The sequence below is a fragment of the Bradyrhizobium glycinis genome (genome assembly GCF_016031655.1).
Classification (GTDB): domain Bacteria; phylum Pseudomonadota; class Alphaproteobacteria; order Rhizobiales; family Xanthobacteraceae; genus Bradyrhizobium; species Bradyrhizobium glycinis.
In genome coordinates, this window is record NZ_JACCHQ010000001.1 from 590362 (window position 1) to 604313 (window position 13952).

At 64.0% G+C, this 13952-nt stretch carries 19 protein-coding genes; 17 read left to right on the plus strand and 2 right to left on the minus strand.

Annotated features, from left to right (window positions below; all coding sequences use genetic code 11):
* Nucleotides 1-74: 74 nt before the first annotated feature.
* Nucleotides 75-1271 carry an amidohydrolase family protein gene (locus HZZ16_RS02795; RefSeq protein ID WP_197946970.1) on the minus strand — a complete coding sequence of 399 codons (1197 nt, stop codon included), beginning with the start codon at nt 1269-1271 and terminating at the stop codon, nt 75-77.
* Nucleotides 1272-1428: 157 nt separating this feature from the next.
* Between HZZ16_RS02795 and HZZ16_RS02800 the strand changes: the two genes are divergently transcribed.
* The 10 genes from HZZ16_RS02800 to HZZ16_RS02845 all read left to right on the plus strand — a co-directional run bounded on the left by HZZ16_RS02800 (nt 1429) and on the right by HZZ16_RS02845 (nt 6279).
* Entirely contained in the window at nt 1429-2202 is a 774-nt protein-coding gene (locus tag HZZ16_RS02800) for a ferredoxin--NADP reductase (protein ID WP_197946971.1), read from the plus strand.
* A 106-nt stretch (nt 2203-2308) separates the two neighbouring features.
* Entirely contained in the window at nt 2309-2632 is a 324-nt protein-coding gene (locus HZZ16_RS02805) for a hypothetical protein (RefSeq protein WP_197946972.1), read from the plus strand.
* A gap of 100 nt (nt 2633-2732) precedes the next feature.
* Complete coding sequence (locus tag HZZ16_RS02810; protein ID WP_197946973.1) at nt 2733-3968, plus strand: cytochrome P450 family protein; 1236 nt, start codon at nt 2733-2735, stop codon at nt 3966-3968.
* Between the two features lie 128 nt (nt 3969-4096).
* Nucleotides 4097-4558, plus strand: a complete 462-nt coding sequence (locus HZZ16_RS02815; protein ID WP_197946974.1) for a DUF2267 domain-containing protein — start codon at nt 4097-4099, stop codon at nt 4556-4558.
* A 71-nt stretch (nt 4559-4629) separates the two neighbouring features.
* A complete protein-coding gene (locus HZZ16_RS02820; RefSeq protein WP_197946975.1) occupies nt 4630-5058 on the plus strand; it encodes a CBS domain-containing protein in 429 nt (142 codons plus the stop codon).
* A 36-nt stretch (nt 5059-5094) separates the two neighbouring features.
* On the plus strand, nt 5095-5280 hold the full coding sequence (locus HZZ16_RS02825; RefSeq protein WP_197946976.1) for a hypothetical protein: 186 nt from the start codon (nt 5095-5097) through the stop codon (nt 5278-5280).
* A gap of 14 nt (nt 5281-5294) precedes the next feature.
* Complete coding sequence (locus HZZ16_RS02830; RefSeq protein ID WP_197946977.1) at nt 5295-5495, plus strand: hypothetical protein; 201 nt, start codon at nt 5295-5297, stop codon at nt 5493-5495.
* 1 nt (nt 5496) lies between these two features.
* Nucleotides 5497-5724, plus strand: coding sequence for a hypothetical protein (locus HZZ16_RS02835; RefSeq protein WP_197946978.1), 228 nt, complete (start codon nt 5497-5499; stop codon nt 5722-5724).
* Nucleotides 5725-5739: 15 nt separating this feature from the next.
* Nucleotides 5740-6003: a hypothetical protein gene (locus HZZ16_RS02840; RefSeq protein WP_197946979.1), complete on the plus strand. Its 264-nt coding sequence runs from the start codon at nt 5740-5742 to the stop codon at nt 6001-6003.
* A gap of 33 nt (nt 6004-6036) precedes the next feature.
* The gene (locus tag HZZ16_RS02845) at nt 6037-6279 is read left to right on the plus strand and encodes a hypothetical protein (protein ID WP_197946980.1); all 243 of its coding nucleotides are present in this window, start codon (nt 6037-6039) and stop codon (nt 6277-6279) included.
* Nucleotides 6280-6314: 35 nt separating this feature from the next.
* Here HZZ16_RS02845 and HZZ16_RS02850 read toward each other — a convergent pair whose 3' ends face one another.
* Nucleotides 6315-7565 (minus strand): DUF763 domain-containing protein, encoded by a 1251-nt coding sequence (locus HZZ16_RS02850; RefSeq protein ID WP_197946981.1) that lies wholly within the window; start codon nt 7563-7565, stop codon nt 6315-6317.
* Nucleotides 7566-7690: 125 nt separating this feature from the next.
* Here HZZ16_RS02850 and HZZ16_RS02855 point away from each other — a divergent pair, with 125 nt between their 5' ends.
* The 7 genes from HZZ16_RS02855 (at nt 7691) to HZZ16_RS02885 (ending at nt 13899) form a co-directional block, all read left to right on the plus strand.
* A complete protein-coding gene (locus tag HZZ16_RS02855) occupies nt 7691-8833 on the plus strand; it encodes a mechanosensitive ion channel family protein (RefSeq protein ID WP_197946982.1) in 1143 nt (380 codons plus the stop codon).
* A 165-nt stretch (nt 8834-8998) separates the two neighbouring features.
* Nucleotides 8999-9709 carry a TetR/AcrR family transcriptional regulator gene (locus tag HZZ16_RS02860; protein ID WP_197946983.1) on the plus strand — a complete coding sequence of 237 codons (711 nt, stop codon included), beginning with the start codon at nt 8999-9001 and terminating at the stop codon, nt 9707-9709.
* Nucleotides 9710-9740: 31 nt separating this feature from the next.
* The gene (locus HZZ16_RS02865) at nt 9741-10625 is read left to right on the plus strand and encodes an amidohydrolase family protein (RefSeq protein WP_197946984.1); all 885 of its coding nucleotides are present in this window, start codon (nt 9741-9743) and stop codon (nt 10623-10625) included.
* 73 nt (nt 10626-10698) lie between these two features.
* Entirely contained in the window at nt 10699-11412 is a 714-nt protein-coding gene (locus HZZ16_RS02870; protein WP_197946985.1) for a PIG-L deacetylase family protein, read from the plus strand.
* Entirely contained in the window at nt 11409-12092 is a 684-nt protein-coding gene (locus HZZ16_RS02875; RefSeq protein WP_197946986.1) for a 4-carboxy-4-hydroxy-2-oxoadipate aldolase/oxaloacetate decarboxylase, read from the plus strand. The genes HZZ16_RS02870 and HZZ16_RS02875 overlap by 4 nt, the downstream gene beginning before the upstream one ends.
* A gap of 14 nt (nt 12093-12106) precedes the next feature.
* On the plus strand, nt 12107-12976 hold the full coding sequence (locus HZZ16_RS02880) for a substrate-binding domain-containing protein (RefSeq protein WP_197946987.1): 870 nt from the start codon (nt 12107-12109) through the stop codon (nt 12974-12976).
* On the plus strand, nt 12976-13899 hold the full coding sequence (locus tag HZZ16_RS02885) for a DUF1932 domain-containing protein (protein WP_197946988.1): 924 nt from the start codon (nt 12976-12978) through the stop codon (nt 13897-13899). The genes HZZ16_RS02880 and HZZ16_RS02885 overlap by 1 nt, the downstream gene beginning before the upstream one ends.
* The last annotated feature ends 53 nt before the right edge of the window (nt 13900-13952 follow it).

A 13952-nucleotide genomic window follows, 5' to 3' on the forward strand; every position in this document is an offset into this window, starting at 1 on the left:
GCCCACCATCTTTATCGCCTTGGCAGAGGTGGGCACGCTGCGCTTTGCCCACCCTACGGCACCATTTTCCTGGCTTACTTCGCCACCACCTCCGGCACCTTGCCGGCCGGTGGCGTGTTGCGGCTGCGCTGGGTGCGCACGATGCCATCGATGATGGTCATGCCGATGCCGGGGAGGTCGCCGAGCTGGACGCTCTCCAGGATGTTCTTGCCGGGCGAGTGCTGGGCCTTGTCCATGATGACGAAGTCGGCGGAGCGGCCGACCTCGATCAGGCCGCAATCGAGCTGCCGCATCCGAGCGGTGTTGCCGGTGGCGAGGCAGAACGCGATCTCGGCCGGGAGGTCACCGAGCGAGGACAGCATCGAGACCATGCGCAGGATGCCGAGCGGCTGCACGCCGGAGCCGGCGGGCGCGTCGGTGCCGAGGATGACGCGGTGCAAGTCGCCCATCTCGCGCGCGGTGCGCAGCGTGAACAGGGCCGAACGCTCATTGCCGTTGTGCACGAGCTCGAGGCCGCGCTTGCAGCCCTCGCAGATGCAGCGGATCTGGTCGTCGGGCAGGGCGGTGTGGCCGCCGTTGATGTGGCCGACCACGTCGGTGTCGGCCTCCAGCACGACGTCCTTGTCGATCAGGCCGGACCCGGGGATCGAGGGGCCGCCGGTGTGGATGGTGCTCTGGATGCCGTATTTGCGCGCCCAGCCGACCATTTTCCGCGCGGTCGGGCCGTCCTTGACGCCGCCGAGGCCGACCTCGCCGAGCAGCTTGACGCCGTTCGCCGCCATCTCCTTGAAGTCTTCTTCCACCATCTCGCATTCGATCACCGGCGCGCCGGCGTGAACCTTCACGCCGCCGGGACGCAAGGTCCAGAACGCGCGCTGGGCGAACACGGCCATGGCCTTGAGGCCGACGACGTCGCGGGGGCGGCCGGGCATGTGCACCTCGCCGGCGGAGATCATGGTGGTGACGCCGCCGTGCAGATAGCTGTCGATCCAGTTGATCTGGTTCTGCCGCGGCGTCCAGTCGCCGGCGACAGGGTGGACGTGGCTGTCGATCAGGCCCGGCGCCACGGTGGTGCCGTTGGCGTCGACGATGGTGGTGGCGCCTTCGGTGTTGACGTCCTTGAAGCGGCCGATCGCGCTGATCTTGCCGTTCTCGGCGACGATGGTGTCGCCATCCAGAATCGGCTTTTCCAAAGCGCCGGACAGGATCAGGCCGATATTGCGGATCACCAGTTTCGAGGGTCCGGTGGCCTGGGGTGCGTCATGCGCCATGGAAGGGGCTCCTTATTCGTAACTGCAACGCTTCCGATCTTGGGCAGCCTTGACCGCGGGATCAAGCCGGATTATTCATTAGTATACGAATGATCGTGTACAAACGACGCATAGCTGCCGGCCTCGGAACCGCAATTGACGCGACAGGGAAGGTGAGATGAGCAATTTCAATCAGGAAAGCGTTTTGAGCGTCCACCACTGGACCGATACGCTGTTCTCCTTCAAGACCACCCGCAGCCCGACCTTCCGCTTCCGCAACGGCGAATTCACCATGATCGGGCTCAAGGTCGGCGAGAAGCCGCTGCTGCGGGCCTACAGCGTTGCCAGCGCCAATTACGAGGACACGCTGGAGTTCTTCTCGATCAAGGTGCCGGACGGTCCCTTGACCTCGCGCCTCCAGCATTTGAAGGAAGGCGACGAGATCATCGTCAGCCGCAAGGCCACCGGCACGCTGGTGATCGACAATTTGGAAGAGGGGCGCAACCTCTACCTAATCGGCACGGGCACGGGGCTTGCGCCGTTCCTGAGCGTGATCAAGGATCCCGAGACCTACGAACGTTTCGAGAAGGTGGTGCTGCTGCACGGCTGCCGGCACGTCAAGGAACTCGCCTATGGCGAGATGATCACCGAGCACCTGCCGAAGGACGAACTGCTCGGCGAGTACATCCGGGGTCAGCTGATCTACTACCCGACCGTGACGCGCGATCCCTTCCGCAACCGCGGCCGCATCACCGACCTCATCACCTCAGGCAAGCTCTTCACCGACATCGGCTTGCCGGTGCTGGAGGCCGCCCATGACCGCGTCATGATCTGCGGCAGCCCGGCGCTGGTGGCGGACACCCGGGTCCTCTTGGGGGAGCGCGGCTTCCTCGAGGGCAATCACGGCGAGCCGGCCCAGTTCGTGGTCGAGAAGGCGTTCGCCGAGCGCTAGATCCGGAATTTCTGCGCGAGAAGATCGCATTTTCGCCACCGCCGGGGCGTTGCGGCGCCGATTCGGCGCACGATACTATGTGGGACCGAATCAGCGGAGTTCCCACATGGTTGCGGACAGCGACAGCAATATCGCCTGGCACCGGGTTCAGTTGAAGAAGAACCGCGCCGAGCTGAAGGCGCTGGAGACCGCGCGCTTCACGATGGGCGAGATCGCCACCTCGAAGCGCAACGGCCAGACGCAGAAGACGATCGCAGAACTCAAGCGCAAGATCGCGCAGTCGGAGCGCGCGATCGCCGATCACGACAAGCGCACGCGCCGTCCGCTGGCAACGGACCTGCAAAGCCTCAGCAATGGCAGCTGGAGCCATTGGGACGCCTACACCCAACTGCAGCGCAAGAGCGGCCAGCGCTCCTCCGGACGCGGATAGGCCCGGCTCGCCGCGCCTGCGGCTGACGAGCAGACGCACCCTTGCGCCGGCCGCGCCGCGCACCATCTCGGTGATGCGCCACCAATGCTCCGGTGATCCCATGACAGTGCGCCTCGATTTCACCAGCGAGGCCTTCTTCCGCGATCCGCCCAAGGCGATCGCGAAATTGCGCATGTCCGGCCCTGTGGTCGCGACGCGGTTTCCCATCGTCGGCAATGTCTGGATCACCACGACCCATGATGCCACCGCGCAGGTCCTGAAGGACGGTGCGACCTTCACGTTGCGCAAGGAGGGTGGCGACGTCGCGGGCTTGCGCTGGTGGATGCCGAGGTTCGTCAGGACCATCGCCAACAACATGCTGACGATGGATGAGCCGGATCACACGCGGCTGCGCAGCATCGTGGACGAAGCGTTTCGCCGCCGCGCGATCGTGGCGATGGAGCCGCACATCCGGGCCATCGCGGACGGTCTGGCCGACGAGCTGTTCGCGCAAGGAAGCCCGGCCGATCTGGTCCAGCGCTATGCGCGCATCCTGCCGCTCGCGGTGATCTCGGAGCTGCTCGGCCTGCCGCTGGCAGATCGTCCAAAGTTCATCGCCTGGGCCAACGCGATGTCGTCGCTGACGAATGTCGTCAGCTTCTTTCGCCTGTTGTTCGCCGTGCGCAAGATGCGCGCCTATCTCGAGCAGCAGTTGCAGATCGCGCGTGTACAGGGCGGCGAGGGCCTGATTGCCGAGCTGATTCAGGTCGAGCGCGAAGGCGGCCAGATCACGCCGGATGAAATGGTTTCGATGGTGTTTCTGTTGCTGGGTGCGGGATCCGAAACCACCACCCATCTCATCAGCGGTTCCGTCTACGAGTTGCTCAGGAATCCCGAGCTGCGCGACTGGCTGGAACAGGATTGGAGCCGCGTCGGGCTCGCGGTCGAGGAGTTCCTGCGCTTCGTCTCGCCGGTGCAATTCTCCAAGCCGCGCTACGTGCGGCGCGATGTCGAGGTCGAAGGCGTGCGCCTGAAGAAGGGCGATCGCGTCATGGTGATGCTCGCCGCGGCGAACATGGATCCCGCGGTTCATGATCGTCCCGAGACCCTCGATCTCGAACGCAAGCCGAACCGCCATATCTCGTTCGGCACGGGAATCCACTTCTGTCTCGGCCATCAGCTCGCGCGCATCGAGGCGGCCCGCGCGCTGGAGGCGCTGTTCGTGCGTTGGCCGAAACTCCGGCTGGCTGTCGAGCCTTCGCAAATTCGGTGGCGTCGCAGGCCGGGCCTTCGCGCGCTCGAGAAGCTACCGGTTTTGGACGACGCCATGACAATGTCGACCCAGCGCGCCGCTTGACGAGCCGCAACTCCAACACCGCTCTCGTTCCGGATACAAATTCATCTGAAGTTTGCGCCTCGGCCAGGAACGGTGCGTGATCGCACCTGTTGTGATCCAAACCTCGAAATCCGAAGCGGAGGTTCACAATGAGTTCCAGCGCGATACCGGTATTCGACAAGACAGCACAGACGACGCATCTCTGGCTCAACGAGATCAGCGAAGAAATCGGTTTGGACGATCAGCAGTCGTGGCGCGTAACGGCCGCGGTGCTGCGCGCGATACGCGATCGCCTGCCGGTGGAGCTTGCGGCGCATCTGGGATCACAACTGCCGCTGCTGGTCCGCGGCGCGTACTATGATCAGTTCCGGCCATCGGCAATGCCAAGTCGGGTGCGGTCGCTGGAAGAGTTTCTTCAGCTCATCGCGGAGGAACTGAAGTTCGGGCGACCGGTCGATACGGAGGATGCCGCACGCGCGGTGTTCAATGTTCTTTCCCGGCACTTGACGGCGGGCCAGATCGACAAGGTCCGGGAGGCCTTGCCGGAGGAGGTGCGGGCGATCTGGAGCATGGAACCCGGCACGACGGATGAGAGGGGTATGTCGCACTAGGCCAATGGAAACCTTCGCCGCGAGGCCGGCGTTAGCAGACGGATATCCCGAAAGATGACCGGAGATCCAGCATGCAAGTTCGCGAGATCATGACACCATCCGTCCACATTGCCGATCCCAACATGACCATACGGGAAGCCTCTCGCTGGATGCGCGACGACGATGTCGGAGCCTTGCCGGTGGGCGAGAACGATCGCCTTATCGGCATGATCACGGACAGGGACATCGTCACGCGCGCGGTCGCCGAGGAACGCTCGCCGGGCAACACGTCGGTACGCGAAGTGATGTCCAAGGGCGTTTGTTATTGTTTTGAAGACGACGATGTGGAAGGCGCTTCACAGGTGATGGCCACGCACCAGATCCGGCGTCTGCCGGTGATCAACCGCCAGAAGCGCCTGGTCGGCGTCGTTGCGCTCGCAGACATCAGCAGGACAGACGACGAGTGCGCGCAAGACGCATTGAAGGACATCTCCGCACCCGCTGCGCGGGAGCGGCAGTGACTGCCTCACGGCGTCACGTTCCAGAAGGAGGTTCTCATGGCTAGCAAGATGCCACCCGTCCCGGACGCCAACCAAAGCCCGAAGGGAACTGGTGACAACAAGCAGGTCCGAGCAGACCAGACGCCGCACGGTCAGCGGCGTGTGCAGAATCCGGACCAGCAGGGACAGCAGGGCAACATCAAGCAGAACACGACCAATCAAGGCTATCAGCAAGATCGTTGAGGAGGACGGCATTCATGTCGACATCCACCAAGACACCAAACAGCATTCGTCAGGGCGGACCCGGCGCGTCGCATGAGAACGCCAAGGCGCCACTGGAGGTAAAGAAGCCGCCGGCTGACGATCCGCAGCGCAGCCACAGCCGGATTTCGGGCGGCGGTGGAGAACGCGATTCCCATCACACACACGACGAGGCCGGAAAGGGCGGAGGCAGGTGACATGACCAACAAGCAACCCAAGCTGTACGCGCCGACCGAAAAGGACATCCGTGATAATCCCCTGATCGGCGGATCGAAAGGAGCGAACATGGCAGGCGTTTCGCCTGACGACCTCGAGGACGTCTTGGGCGAGAACACGATCGAAGGCGACGTCGAGAACGACGTGAACATCGGTGGTGGTATCGACAAGGACGTCGCGCGGAGCGGTTCGCCCCGAAGAGGCCGGTAAGATTGGAGGCCCAGAATGCAGGGCAAGAAGACTCACGAACAGCAGGTGCGCATCCTCGAGCGGAAGCCCGATGTTCCGGATGCGCGAGAGCTCGAGCAGGCCGCCGGTCATAACCCGGAAGACACGCGCGTCCATCGTGCCAACCCCGAAGCTCGTCACAGCGAGTTTCCAGTGAGCCGCGGCGGCCTCAACCAGGAAAGCGATCACAACAAGCACAACGATCCCGGCCAGAGCGGCCACAAGCCGCCCAAACCGACGACGGCGCAACAGAAGCACTGATTCATCGGAAGGTCATTGCAAGAGGAGAGACGGATGCCTGGTGGGCACGGCAGCAAGACGCACTTCAGATCGGGCATGCATGGCAAGGGGGACGGCACCGGCGGATTGACCGACGTGCCGAAGGACATGATCGGCGACAACATGGTCCTGTCCAACCGAGACAAGAAACAGCATTCGGACATTCGTGGCATGGACGGCAAGTCCATCCAGACCGAACAATATCAGGACCACGCAGCAAACCGGCTCGATGAGAAGCCGGAGGCCGACAAGACCTGAGAGGGCGTTCCTCCCGCCAACTTGCGGACCGGTGTTCAGCCGGTCCGCTTTTTTGTGGGCGCAAGGTCACGCTCCCAGCCGAACACCGAGCGGCCGTCGAGAGCGGGCGAGGCGGCGCGCTCGCCGGCGATGTAGGCCTCTACGGAAGGGCCGCCAGTGGTCCGCTCCAACCGCCGTGCCTGGTCGTCGAGGCGCTTGATCGCCTGCATCTCCTCGTCGCGTCCGAGCTTTGCGCTCTGGATCGCGCCCTTCAGCACCCGGATGGTCTCGTCATAGACCTTGATCGGAACGGGGTAGGGATGCCGGTCCTTGCCGCCATGGGCGAGCGAGAAACGCGCGGGGTCGGTGAAGCGATAGGGCGCGCCGTGCACGACCTCGGCGACCATGGCCAGCGAGCGCACCGTGCGCGCGCCGACGCCCGGCGTCAGCAGCAGCTCCGGAAAATCCACCGGGCCGCGCTCGGCTGCGGCGGCGAGCGTGCCGTGCAGGCGGCGCGCGAACACGTCCTTCGGCCGCACATCATGATGCTCGGGCATGATCAGATGCGGCAGCATGCCTTGTGCCGGCGTGGACGGGGTCCCCGTGAGCCGTTCGAATTCGGAGACGATGCGATCCGGACCGAGGTCGCTCAACAGCTCGAGCTGTGCCGTCCGAGAGATGTCGGCGCGATGATCGGTGAGATTGACGATCTCCCCCTGCTGCGGCCCGTCGATTGCGCTGTGCGGCGCATCGACAAAGCTCTTCAGGGCCTCGGAGTGCCAGTGATAGCGCCGCGCCTGCCGCTTGTCGCCGTTCATGCCCTGCTGCACCACCGTCCATTTGCCCTCAGTGGTCACGAAGAAGCCGTGCAGGTAAAGGTCGAAGCCGTCCTGGACCGCGGCACTGTCGACCTTGGCCACCAGACGGCTAGCCCGGGTCAGCTTGACGCCGTCGAATCCGACGCGGTCGCCAAGCTGCAACAGCTCGTCCGGCGTCTTGCGCGAATGCTGACCTCGGCCGCCGCAGACGTAAATTCCGAGCTCGTCCTGAAGCGGTCCGAGCCCGCGCTTCAGTGCGCCGATCACCGAGGTGGTGATGCCGGACGAATGCCAGTCCATTCCCATCACGGCGCCAAACGATTGGAACCAGAATGGGTGCGACAGGCGCTGCAGAAATGCGTCGCGGCCGTAATGATGCACGATCGCCTGGGTGACGATCGCTCCGAGAGAGGACATGCGGCTTGCCAGCCAGGGCGGAACCCGCCCGGTGTGAAGAGGAAGATCGGCGCTGCCGGTACGTCGAGTCATGCCGCCAAGCTAGCGCAGCTCAACGACTATTGCACCTGCGGGATGCTGCATTGCATGAGGCGGGGGAGCGAAGCCGGCCGGGAGGCGTTGTGCGGGTTGCGTGAATGCAATGATGGGGACAATCCATGGATTGGCAGGCCCTCATGGCCGACATCGACGGGATGTTCGGCTGGATACCGTCATGGTTCATCGGCCTCAGCCTGATTGCCGGTGCAATCCTTCTCGCCCTGCTCGCCTACCGGATCGCCACATGGCTGCTCAACCGCGCTTTCGGAACGCGCCTTCCACTGCTGAGCGTGTTCATCGCGCGTACGGCAGGGCCCGCGAAGATGGCGCTCTGCCTTGCCGCCGTCGCAATGGTGCTGCCGCTGGCACCGCTGGACGACATGATCCGCACCCCCCTGACGCGGCTGTTCGTCGTGGCCTTCATAGCGCTGATCGGCTGGATCTCGATCCGGATCGTCGACATGAGCGCGGCGCGCTACTTACAGAACTTTGGCGATGTCACCGAGAATTTCATCGCGCGCAAGCACGTCACGCAGGTGCGCGTGTTCAAGCGCGTCACAGACACCATCATCGTCATCATCACGGTCTCCGCCGCGCTGATGACGTTCGATTCGGTGAGGCAATACGGCGTTAGCCTGTTCGCCTCCGCAGGCGCCGCCGGTATCATCGTCGGTCTTGCCGCGCGCCCGCTGCTGAGCAATCTGATCGCCGGCCTGCAGATCGCGATCACCCAGCCGATCCGCATCGAAGATGCCGTAATCATCGAGAACGAATGGGGTTGGGTCGAGGACATCGCCTCGACCTATGTCGTGATCCGGCTGTGGGACTGGCGCCGCATGGTGGTGCCGCTGTCCTACTTCATCGAAAAGCCGTTCCAGAACTGGACGCGCGATACCGCATCCCTCATCGGCGTCGTCGCGCTGCATGTCGATTATCGCGCCGACGTCTCGCGCATCCGGCGCTGGCTGGAGGAGGCGGTGAAGCAGTCGAAGCTGTGGGACGGGGAGGTCGTTAATCTCCAGGTGATCGATGCCGATGCGCGCACCATCGAGCTTCGCGCGCTGGTCAGCGCCAGGAACGCACCGCAGTCGTGGGACCTGCGCTGCGAGATCAGGGAGAAGCTCATCGCCTTCATCCGCGACGAGATGCCGGAGGCGCTGCCGCGCGAACGCGCCATCCTGATCCCGTCGGGAAACGAACATGGCGATTTCAAACCGCGTCCCGCACCGCCGGAAAAGATGCGGGCGAGCGCCACTAACTGAACGGCGTTGACCTTCTTGCCGGGCCAGGCGATCGCATCCGACCGATGGCGGCGGCCTGCCGCGCACGCCTCGTCTTCCGAGACGGCGCTGACCCGCCTGCGCCGTCCTGCCGTCACCACGTTCTTGTTGACGAGACCTGATCTTTTGTACGATAGTACAAATCACATGGTACGCAAGCCCACCAGCAAGGAAGCGGCCCGCAAGCCGAACATGCGCGAGGCGATCCTCGCTGCTGCGGAGGAGCTGTTCGCCACCAACGGCTTCAACGCCGTATCGGTACGCGACATTGCGCTGGCTGCCGGGGCGAATCCGGGCAGCGTGACCTATCATTTCAAGACCAAGGACGGTTTGCTGCTGGAGATCTACCGGCGCCATTGCGGGCCGATGAATCTGCGCCGTTCCGAGCTGCTCGCCGCCGCAAAGCGCGTGCGCGATCTCCAGGACCGGCTGGAGGCGATCGTTCGCGCCTATGTGGTGCCGGCTTTCACCTCGGGCAGCGATCTCGCCGGCGGCGGGGCGCGTTTCACGCGGCTGCGCGCAGTGATGTCGGCGGAAGGTAACGAGGTCGCGCGAAAGATCATCGCGCAGACCTTCGACGACACCAGCCACGCCTTCATCGACGCAGTGCACGAGAGCCTGCCGCACATTCCGCGCACGGACATCGTCTGGCGCAGCCATTTCCTGCTCGGTGCACTTTATTATTCGCTGGTGACGCCGGAGCGCGTGTCGCGCCTGTCGCGCGGCGAGGCCGACGGCAGCGATGCCGCCAGCGCCATCGAGCAATTGGTGCAGGCCACCGTCGCCGCCTTCCAGGCGCCCGCGCTGGATCAGGCCACGCCGGCGCGGCGCCGGCCGCTTGTCGGCAGCAAGGCGTGAAGCACGCGGTCTCGCTTCGGCGGTTCACCTCATGACGATGATGTACACGCCGACCATTCCGCCGCCCGATCCGAACACGCGCACGCCGAAGTTCAGGCTGCCGAGGCAGTCGTGCGACGCGCATTGCCACATCTTCGGGCCCGGCGCGAAATATCCTTACGCGCCGGATCGCTCCTACACACCGCCGGATGCACCGCTGGAGGATTTTCGCGCGCTGCATGCCAAGCTCGGCGTGGAGCGCGCCGTCATCGTCAATGCCAGCGTGCACGGCACCGACAACAGGGTGGCGCTCGATGCCATCGCTGAGAGCAATGGCGCCTACCGGGCCGTCGCCAACATCGACGATACCATCACCGAGCGCGACCTGCGCGTGCTGCACGAGGGTGGTTTTTGCGGCTGCCGCTTCAATTTCGTGCGCCATCTCGGCGGTGTCCCCGACAAGCGCGTGTTCGACCGCATCGTCGCGTTGGTCACGCCGCTCGGCTGGCACGTCGACCTGCATTTCGATGCGATCGATCTGCCCGAATATGCCGACATGCTGACAAGGCTGCCGCTGACTTACACCATCGACCATATGGGCCGGGTAAAGGCGGCGGACGGGCTCGACCAACTCCCGTTCAAGATCCTGATCGAGCTGATGCAGCGCGACGAGAAGTGCTGGGTAAAGATCTGCGGCTCGGAGCGCGTCTCCTCGGCCGGTCCGCCGTTCACCGATGCGGTGCCGTTCGCGCGAAAGATCGTCGAGACCGCGCCGGATCGCGTCATCTGGGGCACGGATTGGCCGCACCCCAACGTCAAGGTGATGCCGAACGACGGCGATCTCGTCGATTTGATCCCGCTGTTCGCACCGGAGCCGGAGCTTCAGACCAAGATTTTGGTCGACAATCCCGCGCGCCTGTTCGGGTTCGAGACGTGACGACGTCATCGCGATCGACACGCTGCGTGGACATGCACTGTGGACGCATGCATACGAGCGAAAGGAGTAGCCCATGACAACAGGCCTCGTCGTCACCGCCCATCCCGGCGATTTCGTCTGGCGCGCCGGCGGCGCCATCGCACTGCACGCGAAGAAGGGCTATCGGATGAAGATCGTCTGCCTCTCCTTCGGCGAACGCGGCGAGAGCCAGTTCGCCTGGAAGGAGAAGGGCGCGACGCTTGAAACAGTCAAGGCCGGCCGCAAGGACGAGGCGGAGCGGGCGGCCAAGCTGCTTGGCGCCGAAATCGAGTTCTTCGATTGCGGCGATTATCCGCTGAAGCTGACGGAAGCACATTTCGACCGCATGGTCGACATCTACCGCGAGCTCAATCCGAGCTTCGTCCTGACCCATGCGCTGGAAGACCCCTATAATTTCGATCATCCGAACGCGGCGCATTTCGCGCAGGAGACACGTGTGGTCGCGCAGGCCATGGGCCACAAGCCCGGCGCGCAATACAAATATTCGGCCCCGCCGGTGTTCCTGTTCGAGCCACACCAGCCCGAGCAATGCAATTACAAGCCGGACACCATTCTCAAGATCGACGAGGTCTGGAAAGAGAAGTACGAGGCGTTCCAGATTCTCGCTGCGCAAAAGCATCTCTGGGGCTATTACGAGCGTGTCGCGCTCAACCGCGGCATTCAGGGCAGCCGCAACACCGGCGTTCCCATGACCTATGGCGAGGCCTATCAGCGCCTGTTTCCGACCGTGGCGGAGGAGCTCGCATGAAACCGGTCGTCGTTCGCAACATCAAACGTGGCGATCCCGCCGGCATGGCTGAATTCGGCGTCTCGACTGTGCACGAGGCTTACGGCCGCATCGGCCTGATGAAGCCTTACTTGCGCCCGGTCTGGGCGGGTGCGTCGATCGCCGGTCCTGCGGTCACCGTGCTGGCGCAGCCCGGCGACAACTGGATGATCCATGTCGCCGTCGAGCAGTGTCGCAAGGGCGACATTCTGGTTGTCGGCTGCACCACTGACAATACCGATGGCATGTTCGGCGAATTGCTCGCGACCTCGCTTCAGGCACGCGGCGTACAGGGGCTGATCATTGATGCCGGCTGCCGCGACGTCAAAGCGCTGCACGAGATGAAATTTCCGGTGTGGTCGCGCGCGGTCTCGGCCAAGGGCACTGTGAAAGCCACGCTCGGCTCGGTCAACGTCCCCGTGGTCTGTGCCGGCGTCAATGTCGATCCCGGCGACATCGTTGTCGCCGACGATGATGGTGTCGTGGTGGTGTCGAAACGCGATGTGGCCGAAGTCGCGGAGAAGGCGAAGAAGCGCACCGCGGATGAAGGCGGCAAGCGTAAGCGGCTCGCCTCGGGCGAGCTCGGCCTCGACATGTACAACATGCGCGAGGCCCTGGCGAAAGCGGGCCTCGTCTATGTCGACACGCCCGAGGACCTCTGAAGGTGAGCGGACGGATGGATCGTCTCAAGCTGAAGGCCGTGCTCGGCAGCCACCCTCACGTCAAGGCGGTGAAGAGCGGCGAACTCCGCTCCGACCTCTTCGATCTCGACTTCGTCGAGTACACGCCGACCAATACGGCGTTCAAGCCGATGGTGCGCGAGCAGGCCTTCGACGTCTGCGAGATGGCGATCGTCACCTATCTGATGGCTAAGGCGCACGGTCAGCCGCTGGTGCTGCTGCCGGCGACCATGCTCGGCCGCTTCCAGCATTCCTACGCTCTCTATAATCCTGCGCATCGGACGCTCGGGCCGAGGGATCTCGAAGGCAAGCGCGTCGGCATCCGCTCCTTCACGACCACGACGGGCGCCTGGATCAGGGGCATCCTCGCCAACGACTACGGCGTCGATCTCGACAAGATTCGCTGGATCACGTTCGAGGATCCGCATGTCGCCGAATATGTCGACACCACGGAGCGCGCGCCGAAGGACAAGAAGATCCTACAAATGCTGCGCGACGGCGAGCTCGATGCCGTGCTCGGCGAGACCTCCGATGATCCCAAGCTGAAGCCGCTGTTTCCCGATCCGGCCGCGGAGGCCGCCAGATGGTACGCGCGGCGCGGCGTGGTGCCGGTCAATCATCTCGTGGTCGTGACCGAGAGCCTAGCGAAATCGCGCCCCGACGTGGTCGCGGGCGTTTATGATCTGCTGAAGCGGAACAAGGCGCAGGCAGGGCCCGTGCCAACGCCCGACCTCGTTCCGTTCGGGATCGAGGCCAACAGAAAACCGCTCGAGCTGATCGTCGACTACGCATTCCAGCAGGCGCTGATCCCGCACCGCTATGCCGTCGAGGAGCTCTTCGACGAGACGACACGGGGACTAAACTGATGGCAGGTGATCCCAGGCGCTGGCAGATCGGGCTGGTCGGCTATGGCGAGGTCGGTAGGATTCTGGCCGAGGATTTGCGCGAGCAGGACATCAAGGTCTCAGCCTACGACATCAAGCTCGGTGGCGAGCAGGGCGCGGCGCTGAAGGAGCATGCGGCGAAATTCGGTGTCGCTCTTGCAACCTCTCACGCTGAGCTGACCGCGAGATCCGATTTTATCATCTCGGCAGTCACCGCGAGCCAGGCCGTCCCCGTCGCAAAGGCCTGTGCGAGCGCGATCAACCAGGGCACCTGGTTCCTCGATTTCAACTCGGCCTCTCCCGGTGCCAAGCAGCGCGCGGCGGCGCTGATCGATGGGGCAGCCGGGCGCTATGTCGAGGGCGCGGTGATGACCTCGGTGCCGCCGTATCGCATCAAAGTGCCTTTGCTGCTCGGCGGGCCCGGCGCGAGAGAGCTCGAGCCGCTGCTGAACGCGATCGGCTTTGCCGCAAAGGTGGCCAGCGACAAGCTCGGCGTGTCCTCGGCCGTCAAGATGTGCCGCAGCATCATGATCAAGGGCCTGGAGGCCATGGTCATCGAGAGCTTCACGACCGCGCGCGCCTATGGCGTCGAGGATGCGGTGCTGGCTTCGCTTGCGGAAACGTTCCCCGGCATCGATTGGGAACAGCAGGGGGCCTATTGCTTCCAGCGCGTGATCGAGCACGGCCGCCGCCGGGCCGAAGAGGTGCGCGAGGTCGCCGAGACCGTGCGCGAAGCGGGCCTGACGCCGTGGTCGGCGCAAGGCACGGCGGAGCGGCAGGCCTGGATGGCTGATCTCGCCGATGAAGGGCTGTTCGGCATCAGGGGCAGCAGAGAGTTCGCCCGCAGCGTGGATTGGCGCATCGAGGCGGACCGGATCCTCGCCAGGATCAATCGCACGAAATAGAGCATGATCCGGAAAAGTGTGTAGCGGTTTTCCGAAAAGATCATGCTCAAACA